The following is a 17,374-nucleotide window of genomic DNA, read 5'->3' on the forward strand; positions in this document are numbered from 1 at the left end:
ATCATGGCCTGGCTACGCTCGTATTGCTCGAGGAGAGACAATGCGTGTCCTAAATTTAGGGTATGTTGAAAGTGCAAGAGCAATTGGTGTCAGTGAATTTCGTTTATTCTATAAGTCAATTTTACCAAGTATTGTGCCAGTTATTTCCATTCACTTTGTTCTTGGAATAAGTGGAGTTATAATTAGTGAAGCTAGTTTAGGATTCCTTGGATTGGGAGCTAGTGAATACTCATGGGGAGCAATCCTTGCAATGGCAAAACTAGTGCTTTTAGAAGCACCTCATGTTGTAATCGTGACAAGCTTACTCATGACAGGTTTAATTATCTCTTTAAATCTCTTTGGTGATGGCCTAAGAGATTACTTAGACCCAAAACTTAAAGGTAAAGGCAAATAAATGAATAATATATTAGGTCAATTATTTATTACTGGTATCAGTGGTACGCAATTAACGACAGAAGAAGAAAACTTTATTCAAAAAGAAAATATTGGTGGAGTTATTCTTTTTAAACAAAACTATGAATCTCCAGCTCAACTAGCAGAGTTGATTAATAATATTCAATCGCTTCGTGATAACTATCCACTTTTCATTGCAACAGATCATGAGGGTGGACGAGTACAAAGATTTCGTGAAGGCTTTACTGTAATTCCTCCGATGTTAGACGTTGCTAAAACTGATTCACCAAAGCTATGCTTTGAAATTTCGCAATTGATGTCTAATGAGCTTTTAAGTTGTGGAGTGAATATAAACCTAGGGCCTGTTTGTGATATTTTCACAAACCCAAAAAATACAGTTATCGGTGATCGTGCATTCGGAGATAATGCTGATGATGTAACGAAATTTGTTTCTGCGATTATTCGTGGCCAACAAACTAGTGGGATTATGTCATGTGCGAAACACTTTCCTGGACATGGAGACACGTTAGAAGATTCACACTTTAAACTTCCAGTCGTTAATAAGTCTCTTGAAGAACTTAGGGAAAATGAATTTATTCCGTTTGTAAAAGCTGTTAAAGCAAGGGTTGATTTTGTTATGATGGCCCATTTGAAAGTGGATGCAATTGATCCAGATAATATTTGTACATTCTCTAAAAAGGCCTATGAATTAATTCGTGAGGAGTTGCGCTTTAAGAAAGTAATTATTTCTGATGATATGGAAATGAAGGCCATCTCTGACGAAATTACAATTGGGGAAGCAGCACTGAAAGCTCTTAGTGCCGGTGCCGATGTTATTGAATATCGTTCATTTGATGCTTGTCGAGAAGCATATAATTATGTGAAGCAGGCCCTTGAGGCCGGAGATATTGATAAAGTGGATATCTCACAAAAATATGAACGAGTTTTAGAGCTTAAGAAAAAATACCTATCAAATTACTCGCCTACTTATATTCCTGACGTCGCAGGTAAGGTGGGAACCAAAGAGAACTTATCTATTGTTGAGCAGGTTAATCAAGGTTAGCACATAGGGCCAATATTGCCTCTAACTGCTTGAAATCAATTATTTTTGATATTCTTATGTTATGACTAAAGGTCTCATAACTTCTTTATTGTTTTACATGTTTACGTTGCTCGTGGCATTCGATGCAAATGCGCAGAGCTATGCCAATTATTCAAAACGTGACCATGCAAACTTACTTGATGAATCTTGTAAAAAAGGAAACCAATCAAGCTGTTTTGAGCAAGGTCTTCTTTACCAAACGTTTACTGATAAGAGCTTTAAACAAGATGGTATAAACTACGCTGCCGAAGGGAAGAAGTTAATTATTAGTGCCTGTGATAATGGTGAGCAGAATGCTTGTGATTATAGAAAGGGTGCTGAGTTATTTGAGAGTTCACAGCTTCTTATGTGGGCCGGAATTATTCTTATTGGGATTGCCGTCTACATTGTGACGCAAATGATGTTTCAAGATAACGAATCATTTCAAGCGGCACAAAAACTAGAAGAAGGTGGTTCTAAGAAAGCTGATAACGTTAAGAAGCATGGTTTTGTTCTCCAATATTCTAGGCCTTTCTTTAAACGCTATATCTCACCAATTGTTTCTTCGATGAAGAGCAAGAAGAAGATTAAAGAGAAGTATAAAAGAAAGTTAGCAAGTGCAGGACTAACAGAGGACATGACACCTGAAGACTTCTTTGCCTTTAAGTTATTTCTCATCATTGGTTTTCCAATTATGTTCTTAGCAGTAAGAGAATTTACTGAAGCTGATTGGAAGCTTTCGTTAATTCCTGTCATGGCCCTGGTTGGATTCTTATATCCTGATATTTGGATTAAAGGGAAAATTGAACAACGACAAAAAGATATTATTAATGGGATGCCATTCTCTGTTGATATGTTGGCCCTTTCTGTTGAAGCTGGACTGGATTTTATTGCTGCCATGACTAAAGTTGTGGATAAGGCGAAGCCAGGTCCGTTAACTCAAGAGTTCGAAATTCTTCTTAAAGAAATTAAAATCGGTGCAAGTCGTGCTGAGGCATTAAGAAATATGGCCTGGCGAGTGGACTTAATTCAAATATCGTCATTTTGTGCGACTCTAATTGCTGCTGACTCTGTTGGTGCTTCGATTGGACCAATTCTAAAAGCATTATCGATTGAGATCAGACAAAAGAAATCAGCTCAAATTGAAAAAGAAGGTGCCACTGCTGCCACTAAGATTTTATTTCCGATGATGGCCTTTATTGTTCCATCTGTTCTATTGATGATTTTTGCTCCTCTTGTTGTTGAGCTTGTAGGCGGGAAATAATGAAAATAACTTGTAATGGAATTGATATCTGTAAACAAGCGATTGTCGCAGACTCTTTTTATAAAAAGTTAAAAGGACTAATGTTTTCGGAAAGCATGGACGGATTTGATGGCATGATTTTCTATGGAACAAATGCAATTCATACATGCTTTATGAATTATAAAATCGATGTTGTGTTCTTTAATAGCAAGAACGAAATAAGGAAAATATACCGTGGATTAAAACCATGGAGACATACGCAAATTGTTTTCAGTGCTAGTCGTGTACTAGAGTTGGCCGAAGGACAGTTGCCTCAAGAGATTAAGGAAGGGGATACTCTAGAGTTATGTATAAATTAGTTGTTGTAGCTGGTAAGCTACGTGGACAAGAGTATATATTAGAGGAAGGGGAAAATACCCTAGGACGCTCAGAAGAATGTAGTGTTCACTTTCCTGTAAATGGTGTTTCAAAAAAACACTTATCAGTGACAGTTACTCAAGATGTTGCCTTTGTTAAAGATCTTGGCAGTTCAAATGGAACTTTTGTTAATGGTAAAGCTGTTAAGAGGGCCACTGTTAAAAATGGTGATAAAATAGCGCTTCCAGATTCAATTCTTCAAGTGGTCTTCGTTAAAGAGAAAAAGAAGATTATTAAGAAAAGGATCGAGGCCGTAGAAGAAGATGATGAACCAACATATATCACTGGTGGTGAAATGCCAGAGAATATCTTTGGTAAGATCATCTGGCTTTTCAAATATCGTTTAATGCCACTTGTTCATGGGATAAATGAAGAATATGAGTGGCGTGTGTTAACTGGTATTTTACTGGCAATCTTCGTTGTCGTTACCGTAACACTTACAATTTTCCCAGTTATGAAGACCTCTCAAAGTTTACTTCTTTTAGAAGTTGCTAAGCGTGGAGCTCACTATGCTGATGAAATTAAAAGACAAAATAGAGGCGCACTGGCGAGGAAAGATCTTGATCGTGTCGATACGAAGTTTATGGAACAAGGAAACAACGGCGTTGTTTCTTATGACCTATTTGATATCGATGGTCGAATTGTAAGGCCTCTCACAAAACTAAATATGTATATTGATGATCCTTTTTCTGTCCAAGTAAGAGAGTGGGCGGAAAGGACCATGAAAAATTCTGATGATCGTCCAATGGTAAGTCGTTTATCAAATGGTGAAATTGGGATTGGACAAAAGATTAAAGCAACTAATGTTAAAACAGGACAGCTTGATGTTGTCGGTGTAATTGCAATTAGGTTTAAGCCTTCATCAATTGCTGATGAAGCCTCGAAGAGTAGAGTGGCCTATCTCGAAGCGCTTATTACTTCATTCATTGCTTCTATCGTCTTCTTTGCCATTGTCTATTATATGACGATTAGACACCTTGATGAAATGAAATTTCAAATTGAAGAAGCCCTAAGAGGAAATCGAAAGAATGTTGATAGTGAATACCTTTGGTCTGAAATTGATCCTTTAAGGTCATCGATAAACTCCATGATTCAACGAATTAGAGAGTTACAAAAGACTGATGATGAAATGAGCTTTGATGAAATGGAAAGTGATGAATCTTACGTTTCCAGCTTATACGAGTTCATGCAAGGGGCCCAAGGGGCAGTCCTTGTTTTAGATTCACAAAAGAATCTATCTCATATCAATACGCTTGCAGAGGATATCACGGCAATCAGAGGGAGTTCTTCTGAGGGAATGAGCCTCTTAGATGTGGCACGTGAAAAAGGATTTGCAGCTACTATTATTGAATTATGTGATGCCTCTGCAGATAACGGAGGAACGTCTCAGAAGGGTGAATATGAACTTTCTGGGCATTTTTATAATATTTTTGTTACGAGTTTAATAGGGCGAGATAATTTTGCTAAAGCGTTCTATGTTACACTAATTAAAGAGGACTAAATATAAATGGTTGCCGCAATTAGAATGACAAAGAATTTATCTTCCCCAGAGTCTTCTGGGCAATACCATCGTATTATCTGTATGACTGGTAAGAATAAAGGTATTTGTTATTACTTAAATGGTAATCGAATCGTTCTTGGTCGCTTAAGCTCAAACGATATTCAAATTCTTGATACTCAAGCCTCTCGTGAGCATATTGAATTAACACGTGTAAATAATGAATACACGCTAACAGATCTTAAGTCACAAAATGGTGTGATGGTGAATGACCTGAAGGTTACTCAACACAAGCTTAAGTCTGGAGATAAAATTATCGTTGGCTCGACTGTTTTCAAATATTCTTTTATCGAAGTGAAAGAAGAGAAGGCCCTCGTTGAATATGAAGACCCTGAAGAGGATGAAGAAGACGAGGAAGAAGAGGAAGAGGAAGTAAAGAAGAAAGCAAAGCCTAAGAAAAAGAAAGGCCCTGCTACTCCTGAAGAGAAACGAAAGAAGTTGATCTATATAGCAGTTGCTGTCATGGGATTACTCTTTTTTATGGACGGGGACGAAACTAAGACCAAGAAGGCCAGTGTAAAAAAAGAAGGTAGTACAATTATCGATTCTTCAAATAGTAATACCGGTCGTAAGTATGTAGAGGACTTCGAAACACGAGAGAAAGTTGAAGCCTATATTCACCGTGGTAGACGTGAGGCGCGAGAAGGTAATTACTTTAGAGCTATGCAAGAGTTTAACTTAGCATTAACGCTCGATCCAAATGATGGGAATGCTGCCTATCACTTAAATATTGCAAAACAACGCCTTGATGAAAAAATTAAAGATATGTTTGATCAAGCTACTAAGAATAAAGATTCTTTGAAGTATAATAGAGCGTTGGGAACGTACTGTGCGATCTATAAGCTTTTAATTGAATATAAGACAGATGAACGCTTTATCGAAGCTAAGAAAAACGTTGAAGATATGGCCGATAAATTAGGGATGAAAAAGAGTGATAATTACTGTTTCTAAACATGGAACGATTCTTAATCGTATTGAGATTAATGATCAAGTGATCATGGGGCAGAGCTCTAGTTTCCTAATTGGTCGATCTGATGAGGCCCACGTTCATTTAGATGATCCTCAGATTTCACGAAGACTCGCTAGCCTAAATTTTAACGGTGTAAGTTGGACACTCAACAAATTATCAACTTACGATACTGTCTTAGTTAATAATGCTCCCATGTTTCTTGAAGAGATTCCTGTCTCAAGCGGCTACTATCTTGTTTGTAATGACTATAAGGTTTTATTTGAAAGCCTTGAAGTCGAAGAGCAGGTCGCTCAAGAAAGTCTTGAACCAGAATTACCGGAAGATAATTTTGAAGATGTGGAACCAGAAGATTCACTAGTAGAGGAAGAGACTGCCATTATTGATGGCCCTGTCGAGAACTCATCTGATTTTGAAGAAGAGACTCAGGCCTTTGATGCTCCGGCGCAAGACTCTAGTGATGAAGCACAAGATGAATTCGGTGCATCTGAAAATATAGAAACCCAAGAAGGTAGCCTGGATGAATTCGGTCAGCAAGAAGATGCTTTTTCTGAAGGTTTCGATGAAAATTACGACGAAAACTACGATGAGAATTACGATGGTGGCTATGACGACAACTATGGTGATGAATCATACGATATTGATACATTAGATGATGATGTAGGCGATAAGACACAAGTCTTCTCGGGCTTTGCTAATTTTGTTCTTGAGCTCTTTGGTGAAGATGTTCCTTATGATCATTTTAACCTTGAGTTGCCGGAGACTTATATTGGACGTGATCCAAGTAAGTGTCAGATTGTTTTATCCGACCCTGAGGTATCTTCTGTTCATGCTGTCCTCAGAAAAAATAAGATCACATGTGTTTTAGAAGATTTACAATCTGCCAATGGGACTATTCTTAACGGTAAGAGAATTAATCAAAAAGAAATCACAAATGGTGATGAGTTCATTATAGGTTCGACAACTTTTACAGTTAAAATTGCAAGTGACTTTATAAAAAGTCAGCAAGATATGCTGATGCCTGTTGAAGATAACCAAGTTATTGAAGTCGAAGAAGTAGTTGAAGTATCAGAAGATGATGAAGATTTTGATGATCTCGAATTATCTGATATTCCAACGGCCAGTGAAGAAAAATCTATCATAAAGAGAATTCTTAATGACCCAGAAAAACGCAAGAAAGTATTAATTTATACTGTCGTATTACTTGGCGTCTATATGTTCTTATTTCCAGATAGTGGAGAGAAGCCAAAAGCAACAGCTAAAGATAAACAGGCAAAAGAGCAAAAGAAGAAACAGGTTGTAACTTCTGTCGATAAGAAGCTAACCAAAGAACAGCAGGAAAAAGCAGAGGCCCTCTATCAGTTAGCAACTCGTTATGCCAATGAGGGAAATGTTGCAGAAGCAATCACTGAGTTTGAAAGATTATTCTTGATAACTAAAGATTATAAACAGGCTCAAACGTTTTATCAGCTTGCCAAGGATAAGTATGCAGAGCTTGAAAAGGCTGAGCTTGAAAGACGTGCTGAAGAAAAGAGAAAGCTCATTCAAGCTAAGGTAAAGAATCTACTCGATAAAGCAACAGAGGCAGTTAAAGAGCGTAATGTCACTTTATCACGTGGGTTATTTCAACAAATAAAGGAACTTGATCCAAATAATTATGATGTTGCTAATCTTGAATTAGAGCTAGATTCTTATATCAAAGAAAAGAATCGAAAAGAACTTGAAGAAGCTCAAAAGAAAGCAGAAAGACAGCGCATGGTTGATGCACTCAAACCAGGAGAAACACTCTTTCTTCAAGAGGAGTGGTTTAAGGCCATTGGCGCTTTAGAGTTATTCATAAGTGAAAAGTCGATGGATGAAGACCTCATGAAGAAAGCAGTGGATATGCTTAAGAAGTCTCGTCAGAATCTAAAGAATATTACTGGGCCATTACTCGGTAAGGCCCGTTCATTAAAAGAGGCCGAAGATCTTAAGGCTTCTTATGAAGTTTTTAAAGAAGTCTTGCGCTATAATCCTAATGAACTGGATGCCCAAAGTGAACTAGATGATATTAATGATACATTAACGAGAAGGGCGAGAAAGGTGTATCGACAGGGTTTAATCTCGGAGTCTCTTGGCTCTTTTGAAGATGCTCGTGAGAAGTTTCAAGAGGTGCAACAAATTTCACCAATTGATAACGAATACTACCTTAAGGCCAGTGAAAGGCTGAAAAATCTATGAGAGAAATTCAAAGCTTCTTTGCAAGAACACATCAGGGCCCTTATTTAAATCTAAATGAGGACAATACTTTCATTAATCTTAAACAAAAGATTTTTGGAGTTTTTGATGGCTTTGGTGGTTCGGGTATATCAGACCGAAACTTAGAAAGTGCCAAGAGGTCAATTGACTCATACTTTTCAAAATTATCAGGTGATCCGAATGCGACCATGCCGTATTTCTATTCACCGCAGTATGTGTTAGAGACTAATGCCTTAGTGAACGCAATGTTTATTGCACATAAGAATCTTCTCGATATCAATAAGACTAAGCCTCTCAATGATAAGGGGGGAGTTTCAGCTGCATTAACAATGTTGTCTGAAAATATTCTATCAATCGTTTCATGTGGTAATTGTTTAGTTCTCATGTATCGTGATGGAGACCTGTCGCTTGTTAATACTCCAGATTGTGTTACACAAATTTCAATCTCAGATAATTCACATCAAAAGAGTACCTTCCCACTAGTTGCATTGGGTTTATATGAGGATATCGCTCCAAAGATTTGGGAGTTAAATGTCGAACCAAATGATCGTATTATAGTCTTGAGCGATGGTGTCTACGGGAGCCTGAGTCTTCACGATATTAAGAGAATCATTCAAGAGTCTTCTCAAGATGAAGTTATTCAGATTGATAATCTTTTTGATGGGGCCAATCGTCGAGGTAATCTAGATAATCAGTCAGCTATTATCTATTCAATCATCTAGAAACATACCGTAATCATTAAAACTGTCTCTTGCTTAGCTGGATTTTTTGCGTAACAATATATTGAGGTTTTATATGAGTAAAAAGGTATTAGTTGCTGACGACAGTCAGACAATCCAAAAAGTAATAAATATTACATTCGCAAATCAAGATTTTGAAATTGTTTCAGCTCTTGATGAGTCAGAATTATTTTCAAAAAGTGATGATTTCGATCTTATCCTTCTCGACTTTGGTCTCTCTGATGATGGCTATAAATTAGGAGAAGAGACTCGTAAGAAATTTCCAACAACGCCTGTGTTAGCAATGCTAGGTACATTTGATATTGTTGACGAGAACAAATTACGCTCTAGTGGTTATTCAGATAAAGTTGTTAAGCCATTTGAGACTGAGAAATTTATTTCTCTTTGTAATGAGTTAATCGAAAGTGGAGTCTCTGAATCGGAAACATCAAATGAAACTTTTGAAGATGACCAAGAAGAAATTCATGATAGTTTTGAGAGCAATGACCAAGAAGAAGATAATTTTTCTGGTTGGGACGTTGATAGCTCAATTGCTCAATCTGAAGAAGATAAAACACAAGAGTTTGATCTTACTGCTAATAATACATTTGATGGTGACTCTGAAGACTTAGATAATAACTTACAGTCTGAATTAGATGGCTGGGGCTTTGATCCAACAAATCTAAAGGGAAGTGATGTAACGAAAGAATTTGATACACTTCCACCTGTCATTGAGGGGCTTCCAGAAGCCAAGCAAGAAGAAGCATCTTCTTCTGTGTTGGACGTAAGTAATTATTTTGGAAACTTAGACGATGAATTGGGAGATGATTTTGATCTTCCAGGAGTAGAAGAGGAGTCTGAAGAGGTTTCTTTTGACGAACCGGAAGTCTCAAATGATATCGAAGACGATATTGAAGGTGAAATCGAAGAAGAAGCTGAAGAAGATAACTTCTTTGAAGCTTCGACTAATGACGACGACCAAGACTTTGAAGAAATTTCTGATGAGAACCTATGGGATGCAGATGAAGAGTCTACTGAGATATTTTCATCACCAGAAGAAGATGAGCATGAAATTAATCTTTCATCAGTCACACAAATGAATGATGACTTCTCGTTTGGTACATCGACGACTGCATCAATCAATACTTCAACTTCAGCAGCTCCAGCGACAGCAGCACCGGCGGTAGATGTTGAAGAGCTTAAAGCTGAACTTAGAAATGAAGTTGCTCCAATTATTGAAAAATATGCTCGTGAATATTGTGAGCAAAATATTGAAAAAATTATTTGGGAAATCGTTCCTGATCTTGCTGAAAATCTCATTAAGAAAGAGCTTAAAAATATTAGTAAGCAAGTTTTAACTTCAATTTCAGAATAGTTATTTAATAATGAGAGAGCCTGTATAGGCTTTCTCTATTTTTCCCTGCACTTCAATTAATGCTTCTCCAAAGCTCCCAATACCTTTAAAAATACCCTCTATTACTGAGTCTTCGTCAATAATCTTAACTTCTTTGTTGAGGTGGTAACATCTTTCATTCCATTGATTGATAACCTCTTCTTCCGTAAGTCGGTTATTTAAAAAGTAATGATAGATTTCAAGTGGTAACTCTTTAAAATCGATATCACTTAACTCTTTTTCGGGTTTTAACACTCCATATGTTTCATGAGGAAGTCCTCCATAGTTAATTCCAATACCGACTATATAGTTGTCATCATCTTTATTAACTAAGATCCCCATAATTTTTTGACTCTCTTCATTGAAGATATCATTTGGCCATTTGAGAAGTAGCTTGTGCTCATTAAAATAGTTACTAAGCATTACAGCAACTTCAAGTGCGAGTAGAGTTGGCTTCTCCTGTGCTTCTAATTTACAAGAGAAACAAAGACTATGTTGAAGATCTTCCCATTTATTATGTCGACGACCTCTTGCGGAAGTTTGTCGTTTAGCACTGACAAGTAATTGGTCATAATGGTGTGCTTCTTCAATGGCAATTGTTTGGGTCGATGGAATTTCTTCAAAATGTAGGTGTTTCATAGATTTTCTCATTATGTTATTATCGAACAATACTAATAAATTCAGAGGTATTCAATATGTCACTTATCGAACGTTCTACTCCAAGAGAAGTTAAATTTTCTATTAATATCAATCCATATGCAGCAGGATCTGTTCTAGCTGAATTTGGTAATACTAAGGTTCATATCACAGCTTCAATTGAAGAAAGTGTTCCAAGATGGATGAAAGGAAGTGGGAAAGGATGGGTAACGGCCGAATACTCAATGCTACCAAGTTCAACTCATACAAGATCAAGAAGAGAACGTTCTAAAATTGGTGGCCGTACACAAGAAATTCAACGCTTAATTGGACGAAGCTTAAGAGCAATCGTTGATCTTGAAAAATTAGGTGAGCGTATGATCACTCTTGATTGTGATGTTATGGTTGCTGACGGTGGAACGAGAACAACTTCAATCTCTGGAAGTTTTATCGCTTTAGAGCTTGCTGTTCAAAGCTTAATTGCAAGTGGTGAACTTACTGAAAGTCCAATTATAGAGCCTCTGGCGGCAATAAGCTGTGGAATTAATGATGAAGGAAAAATCATTGCTGATTTAAACTACGAAGAAGATTCAAGCTGTCATACAGATATGAATATTGTAATGACTGAGTCTGGAAAGTTTATTGAAGTTCAAGGAACGGCAGAAGGACAAGCTTTCTCAAGAGACCAAATGGATGCACTAATGGATTGTGCGGCCGAGTCTTTAAAAGTTGTTTTTGAAAAACAAAAAGAAGCGTTAGGACAATAATGAAAGAATTTATCTTAGCAACTGGAAACGCCCATAAGGCGCAAGAGTTTGCTGTTTTATTCAAAGAAACCAATCTTACAATTAATGCAGCAGCTGCAAAATTAGATGTTGTGGAAGATGGAAATACTTTTCAAGAGAATGCTCTTAAAAAAGCACAAGCTTACTACGATGAGTTTAAAATTCCTGTCGTCGCAGATGATTCAGGGATCACTGTTGAAGCGCTACCTCAGGAACTAGGAATCTATTCTGCACGTTTTGGCGGGGAAGGCCTTGCTGATCGTCAAAGGGCCGAGTTACTATTGGAGAAGCTAAAAGGTGAACAAAACCGAAATGCTTACTTTACTTGTGTCCTGTGTTTTTATTTATCCCCGGAGGAAATATATTTTTTTGAGGGGCGCATGGAAGGCGAGATTTCAGATAGTTACATTGGCGAAGGTGGCTTTGGTTATGACCCTGTGTTTTGCCCAAAAGCCTTTCCTGATCAGACTGTAGCGCAATTAGAAGAGTGGAAGAATGAAAATTCTCACAGGGCCAAGGCCGTCTCAGCTGCTATAAAGTTTTTTCAAGAACTTTAAAAAGGTTTAATTTCTGGGTTGCCAAAAAGGTTAAGATCACTTATAAATAGCCTACCCAAAATTTCAATGTCGGAGTATAGCGCAGTTTGGTAGCGCACTTGCTTTGGGAGCAAGGGGTCGCAGGTTCAAATCCTGCTACTCCGACCATTTTTAAAATCCCTTTCTATTTTCTTTTATCTTTCGGTGACTCAAGAACAACGTATGTTGATATTGAATTTACTTGTGGAAGTGTTCCAAGAACTTCTGTGTGAAAGGTCTTATAAGAAACAAGGTCAGTTGTCTCAATTCTTAAAATATATTCAAAGCTTCCTGTAACGTTGTGGCATTCGATGACTTCTGGTGACTCAGCAATGGCCATCTCAAAATCTTTTTGTGACTTCTTTGTGTGAACGGAGAGGCCAACAGTTATATAGGCCGTAAAACTTGTCCCAAGTTTGGCGCGGTTAATTCTTGCGCGATAACCCGTGATGACCTTTGACTTCTCAAGTTCTTGAACTCGTCTAAGACAGGCCGAAGGTGAAAGGCCTACAATTTCAGCTAAATCAGAATTACTGATTCTTCCGTCATTTTCTAATTCTTGCAATATTCTTTCGTCAATCGTGTCTATTTTCTTCATATGTTGCAAATTATCACTTAATTGTATGGTTCTTTGCAATAAATTTATTCTGAAAATAGAGTAAACTGTGCTCCATGAGCACGACAAATCTATATCCTCTATTAGCCTTTGCCTTTGTTTCCGCTATTACACCGGGACCAAATAATATTCTCTTAATGTCTTCTGGGGCCAATCACGGTTTTAGAAAAACCATCCCTCATATGCTTGGGGTTTATTTTGGTTTTATCTTTATGATCGCTGTCATCGGTTTTGGAGTCGCTGATATTTTTGAAGCCTACCCAGGAATTCAAAAAATTATGCAAATGGCATGCGGGACTTACTTAGCATTACTAGCTTTTAAAATTGCATTTAGTTCTTTTGCTAAAGAAGAGGCCCAAATTAAAAAACCTATGTCTTTCATTGAAGCGGCAATGTTTCAATGGATTAATCCAAAGGCTTGGACGATGGCACTTTCAGCAGTGGCCATCTATACAAATGGAAATACATTAGGTGTTGTTGCCGTCATTCTTGCTTATAGCCTTGTTGATATTCCTGCAATCTCTGTTTGGGTATTTGCTGGATTAAGGCTTAAGTCGTTTCTTGAAAAAGGATATCGTTTGGCCATCTTTAATATTATCTTGGCCTTACTTTTATTTGGTTCTCTTTTTCCAGTCTTAGTTTTGAAATAAAGTAGAGGAATAAATTCCTCTACTTCTTATTTTGAAATTTTATTTGGATTATCAGAAGCCTTAGTAAAGTTTTCACCAAGCTTTTTAGGTTGAACTTTTTGAACTGGAAGTTCAGCATGAGCAATCTCAGTGTTGAAGTCTTCCGGAAGTTCAATCATTGTCTTACCTGTGAGTATAACCTTTGAAACTTTCTTTACAAAGAAGTCAAAAATTTCTGAATCAATCTTTTTTCCAACAGTTCTTTTCATAATTTCTAGGGCATCTTCAATTGGAAGTGCCTGTGAATAAGATCGTTTCGTTGTGATAGCGTCGAAGAAATCTGCGATAGAAACAACTTTTGAAAAGATATGATGATCTTCGCCTTTGATTCCTTTTGGATAACCTGAGCCATCAATATTTTCATGATGTTCCACGATAACTTTTTCTATCGTCTCTTTCTTTAGGCCTGGGAACTCTGGGTTTGCTTCTCGAAATAATTCAACACCGAGTTCTGGATGTTTTTTAATTTCAGCAAATTCTTCATCTGTAAGATTACCTGTCTTATTTAAAATTTCTGTGGAAATTTTTGTCTTACCAAGATCGTGAAGAAGTCCGCCAAGTCCAATCGCAACAAGATCCGCTTCGCTGGCCTTAGGTTTTAGTTGTTTATAAATAAGAACACTGTACATACTCACATTAATAGAGTGGTCATATGTATAGAAGTCGTGAAAAGATAAATCCCCAATAAGTTTTTTTAGACTATTGATATCATAGTCCTTAATTACATCGACCATGGCCTTCATTGAGTCATGGCAACCATCGAGTGCTTCGCCAAGAATTTCTGTATTGAATTCTTTCCCAGGGTTAAAAATATCATCTAGATGTTTGACCGCAGAATCTTTGATAACAGATACCTTATCAATAGATTCTATGCTTTCATCTTCGGCCAGTGACTTTAGATAAAGTCCTCGTTCTGATTCGAGAACATGGATCCTCTGATACTTTTTAAAACCTTCAATATCTTCATCGTTAAGCACTTCACCGGGGCGCACTATTTTGACGTAGTGATCCTTTCCTTTGACCGTGGAAGAGTTGATGTAGATATTGTATAGAAGCGGCTTTTCTCGCACAACGAGGTGAAAGTCGATCGTAAAATAAACTGTTTTTGAGTTGCTATCCATTGCACATTTATCGGCATAATTGGTGTTCAGGTAAAGTGCTGGTACGAAATACGTACAAGTAAATATGTTGTGTTAGTTCTTGTTAGGATTTACACAAGGTAAGTTGTTGATTTCACATTTCTTATTTAGCGGAACTGAAATTTTAAAAGTGTACGATTAGGTGCTTAAAATGGTACATTAAGGCCTACACAACACACATTATAGAGATAAATTGACGGAGTGAATCAAAGTGCAACTGAAAAGACTAATTATCCAGGGCTTTAAATCCTTTAAAGATCGTACAATTATTAACTTTGACGATGGTATTACGGGGATCGTTGGGCCAAACGGATGTGGTAAATCGAATATTGTTGATGCCTTATTTTGGATTATGGGCGAGCAATCAGCTAAACACCTAAGAGGGAATTCAATGAAGGACCTTATCTTTGCTGGTTCTTCAAAATATAATCCTGCTGCATGGGCAGAAGCAACACTCGTTCTTGAAAACACAAATGGAAAGCATATTCACATTGGTGGGAAAGTTGCTAACCCTTCTGAGATTCAACTAACAAGAAAGCTATATAGAAACGGTGATACAGAATATCGTATCAACGGAGAACCAGCTCGTCTGAAAGATATTCAAGAAGTATTTATGGATACAGGTGCTGGTGCAAAATCATATTCAATTATCGCACAGGGTGAGATCAACAGGCTTGTTCAAGCAAAGCCAGTTGAGCGCCGTACTATGATTGAAGAGGTTGCTGGTATTACGAAATTTAAAGTTCGTAAGAAAGAATCAATGAGAAAAATTGATGCTACTGAGCAAAACCTTAATCGTCTGAATGATCTTACGATTGAAATTGAAAAGAATTTAAAATCTCTACAAAAACAAGCTGAGAAGGCCGAAAGAGCTCGTACGCTTAAGGATAGAATCAAACGCACTGAAATCTCTGTTGTTGCACATAAAGTATTTGAAGATCTTCGCGAACTTCGCGATGGAAGCACTGAGCTTCTTGAAAAGAAGTCCAATCTTGAAGAGTGGAGTATGAAGAAAGACTCTCTTGAAATCTCTCTTGAAGAAGAGCGTTTTGAAAGAGAAGAGAAAACTGCAAGAATCGATGAGTCTCAAAAAGAAAGAAATGAAGTATCAAATAAATTAGCTGCTGCTGAAGAAAGGCTGAATGCACTTTGTAAGTCTTTAACTGATAAAGAAGAGCAACTAGAGCAAAGACAGAAAGAAATTGATGAATTGGCCCAAGAGATCGAAGAGAGACTTCTTAAGAAAGAAGAAATTGAAACTGAGATCAACGATGTCATCACTTCTTCAAAAGAAGATTATGACTATGAAGCAGCAAGTGAGAAGCTTGAAACGCTTAAGTCTGAGCTAGAAGATAGACAAGCTCAAATTAGTGAGCTTGAAGAAGAACTATCAATTAAGAAAGAAGAGCTTGTGAAAATGGATCAACAAGCTTTCCAAAATAATTCTAAACTTGAAGAATACGCTGCAACTCTTCAAGACCTTGCAACAGAAATTGAAGCAATCGAGAAGCAATACTCAGGTGTTTCAAGTGAACTTGCAAAGGAAAGAGATGATGTTATGGCCGCTAAGAATTTAGTGGAGGAATTAACCGAGTCTGAATTAACTCTTAAGGAGACAGTTAACGAACTTACACAAAAAGATCGTGACCTTGAATCTGAACTTAAGAACTTAACAAAAGAACAAATTACTAAGCAATCAAGACTTTCTTCACTAAAAGAAATTCGCTCTTCTCTTGAGGGTGCGAAGGAAGGTGTTTCTAAGTTTCTAAGTGAAGTAGATTCTGATAAGTACACTGTTCTTGGTAATATTATTAAGTGTGATGACAAGTATACAAAAGCTGTAACAGCTCTATTAGGAGAGTTCCTCGAATCTCTTGTTACTTCAGAGAGTGATTTATCACTTCTTAAAAATTGGGTAACTGAGAATGATGAAAATGCTCTTGAAATCTTACTTGCTGATAAGTCTGCAGATATTATCTCTGCTGAAGCACGTGAAAGAATTCAAGTTAAACTTGGTTCAGAGCTAATTACTCTAAGTGATATTATTGAACTTCCTGAAGAGTATAAAGCGAAACTAACTCCATATTTATCGAGTCTATTTATTGTTGAGACTCTTGATGTTGATAAAGTTGTTTCACTTGAGAGCTCAATCTCATTTGGTGGAATCTCGGATATTAGTGGAAATATTCAAGTACGTAATCGTCAAAATGCAACAGTCCTTCATGTTAAAGGATCTGGTGAGCAGGGACAGAGTGCAATTGAGAGAAATAATACAATTGAAGCACTTGAAAATGAATTAGTAAGCCTTAATGAAAAAGTTGCTAATCTTGAAGAAGAGGTTACAGCTTCAAATGAGTTACTAAGAAATAAAGTTGCTGAACTTGAAGATTCACGCCTTTCTCTAAGTGAAGCTCGTGCTGATTATGCAGCTAAGAACTCTGCTCTTGAGTCTAAACTTGCTTCAATGGAGTCGGGAAATACAAGACTTGATATCTTAAAGAACCGTAAAGATGAGACATCTAAGCTTAGACTAGCAATTCTTGAAAAAGAAGAGTCATTCAATAAGGACAAGTCGGAAGTTGAAGAGGCCATTACTGATATTAGTGAAAGAGTTCAAGACCTACGCGATAGCTACAATGAAATGAATGAAGTTTATGAAGCTGATCGTGAAGTATATGTTTCAAAACAAGTTGAAGCAAAAACTTTTGAACAGCGAGTGACTTCACTACGCTCTCAATCTGAAGATATTGAAAAGCAAATCGAAAAACAAAACCTTCGTAAAGAATCAAATACAGAGCTTATCACTAAGTTAGAAGGTGAGCTTGAGAATATGCAAGTTGAGATTGAAGAGCTTGAAATTTCAAATAATGAAAAAGCAGATATCCTTGCAAGTAAAGATGAAGTTCTAAGCATAATGAAGGATGA

General features: G+C 37.0%; 16 protein-coding genes and 1 tRNA gene. 14 read left to right on the top strand and 3 right to left on the bottom strand.

All coding sequences use genetic code 11. The features are described 5' to 3' along the window. The 9 genes from ABMA79_RS15760 to ABMA79_RS15800 form a co-directional block, all read left to right on the top strand. Positions 1–394: ABC transporter permease (locus ABMA79_RS15760; RefSeq protein ID WP_393093826.1), on the top strand; the 394-nt coding region annotated here is incomplete at its 5' end. Then, positions 395–1,456 carry a beta-N-acetylhexosaminidase gene (nagZ, locus tag ABMA79_RS15765; protein WP_392857923.1) on the top strand — a complete coding sequence of 354 codons (1,062 nt, stop codon included), beginning with the start codon at positions 395–397 and terminating at the stop codon, positions 1,454–1,456. It abuts the gene before it with no gap. 97 nt (positions 1,457–1,553) lie between these two features. Next, complete coding sequence (locus ABMA79_RS15770) at positions 1,554–2,738, top strand: type II secretion system F family protein (protein ID WP_393093829.1); 1,185 nt, start codon at positions 1,554–1,556, stop codon at positions 2,736–2,738. Then, positions 2,738–3,076, top strand: a complete 339-nt coding sequence (locus ABMA79_RS15775; RefSeq protein ID WP_393093831.1) for a DUF192 domain-containing protein — start codon at positions 2,738–2,740, stop codon at positions 3,074–3,076. Before ABMA79_RS15770 ends, ABMA79_RS15775 begins: the two co-directional genes overlap by 1 nt. Further along, positions 3,064–4,635: an FHA domain-containing protein gene (locus ABMA79_RS15780; RefSeq protein WP_392857918.1), complete on the top strand. Its 1,572-nt coding sequence runs from the start codon at positions 3,064–3,066 to the stop codon at positions 4,633–4,635. The genes ABMA79_RS15775 and ABMA79_RS15780 overlap by 13 nt, the downstream gene beginning before the upstream one ends. 6 nt (positions 4,636–4,641) lie before the next feature. After that, positions 4,642–5,643 carry an FHA domain-containing protein gene (locus ABMA79_RS15785; protein ID WP_393093834.1) on the top strand — a complete coding sequence of 334 codons (1,002 nt, stop codon included), beginning with the start codon at positions 4,642–4,644 and terminating at the stop codon, positions 5,641–5,643. Further along, on the top strand, positions 5,624–7,879 hold the full coding sequence (locus ABMA79_RS15790) for an FHA domain-containing protein (protein WP_393093837.1): 2,256 nt from the start codon (positions 5,624–5,626) through the stop codon (positions 7,877–7,879). Before ABMA79_RS15785 ends, ABMA79_RS15790 begins: the two co-directional genes overlap by 20 nt. Beyond that, positions 7,876–8,619, top strand: coding sequence for a PP2C family protein-serine/threonine phosphatase (locus ABMA79_RS15795; protein ID WP_392857910.1), 744 nt, complete (start codon positions 7,876–7,878; stop codon positions 8,617–8,619). Before ABMA79_RS15790 ends, ABMA79_RS15795 begins: the two co-directional genes overlap by 4 nt. Positions 8,620–8,692: 73 nt before the next feature. Then, entirely contained in the window at positions 8,693–9,991 is a 1,299-nt protein-coding gene (locus ABMA79_RS15800) for a response regulator (RefSeq protein WP_393093840.1), read from the top strand. Here ABMA79_RS15800 and ABMA79_RS15805 read toward each other — a convergent pair whose 3' ends face one another. Then, complete coding sequence (locus ABMA79_RS15805) at positions 9,992–10,648, bottom strand: biotin--[acetyl-CoA-carboxylase] ligase (RefSeq protein ID WP_393093843.1); 657 nt, start codon at positions 10,646–10,648, stop codon at positions 9,992–9,994. Between the two features lie 56 nt (positions 10,649–10,704). Between ABMA79_RS15805 and rph the strand changes: the two genes are divergently transcribed. The 3 genes from rph to ABMA79_RS15820 all read left to right on the top strand — a co-directional run bounded on the left by rph (position 10,705) and on the right by ABMA79_RS15820 (position 12,134). Beyond that, a complete protein-coding gene (gene rph / locus ABMA79_RS15810; protein ID WP_392857904.1) occupies positions 10,705–11,412 on the top strand; it encodes a ribonuclease PH in 708 nt (235 codons plus the stop codon). Then, a complete protein-coding gene (gene rdgB / locus ABMA79_RS15815; RefSeq protein WP_392857903.1) occupies positions 11,412–11,987 on the top strand; it encodes an RdgB/HAM1 family non-canonical purine NTP pyrophosphatase in 576 nt (191 codons plus the stop codon). Before rph ends, rdgB begins: the two co-directional genes overlap by 1 nt. Before the next feature lie 70 nt (positions 11,988–12,057). After that, positions 12,058–12,134: transfer RNA gene (locus ABMA79_RS15820), tRNA-Pro, on the top strand. 16 nt (positions 12,135–12,150) lie between these two features. Here ABMA79_RS15820 and ABMA79_RS15825 read toward each other — a convergent pair. Continuing rightward, positions 12,151–12,603, bottom strand: coding sequence for an Lrp/AsnC family transcriptional regulator (locus ABMA79_RS15825; RefSeq protein ID WP_392857901.1), 453 nt, complete (start codon positions 12,601–12,603; stop codon positions 12,151–12,153). A gap of 74 nt (positions 12,604–12,677) precedes the next feature. On the opposite strand from ABMA79_RS15825, the gene ABMA79_RS15830 reads away from it, so the two are divergent. Then, a complete protein-coding gene (locus tag ABMA79_RS15830) occupies positions 12,678–13,271 on the top strand; it encodes a LysE family translocator (protein ID WP_393093846.1) in 594 nt (197 codons plus the stop codon). Between the two features lie 26 nt (positions 13,272–13,297). On the opposite strand, the gene ABMA79_RS15835 is transcribed toward ABMA79_RS15830, so the two are convergent. After that, positions 13,298–14,431 carry an HD-GYP domain-containing protein gene (locus ABMA79_RS15835; protein WP_393093848.1) on the bottom strand — a complete coding sequence of 378 codons (1,134 nt, stop codon included), beginning with the start codon at positions 14,429–14,431 and terminating at the stop codon, positions 13,298–13,300. 229 nt (positions 14,432–14,660) lie between these two features. Here ABMA79_RS15835 and ABMA79_RS15840 point away from each other — a divergent pair. Next, a partial coding sequence (locus tag ABMA79_RS15840) for an AAA family ATPase (protein ID WP_393093851.1) occupies positions 14,661–17,374 on the top strand: 2,714 nt, incomplete at its 3' end.

Origin of the sequence: Halobacteriovorax sp. HFRX-2_2, assembly GCF_043196705.1 — a bacterium.
Lineage (GTDB): Bacteria > Bdellovibrionota > Bacteriovoracia > Bacteriovoracales > Bacteriovoracaceae > Halobacteriovorax_A.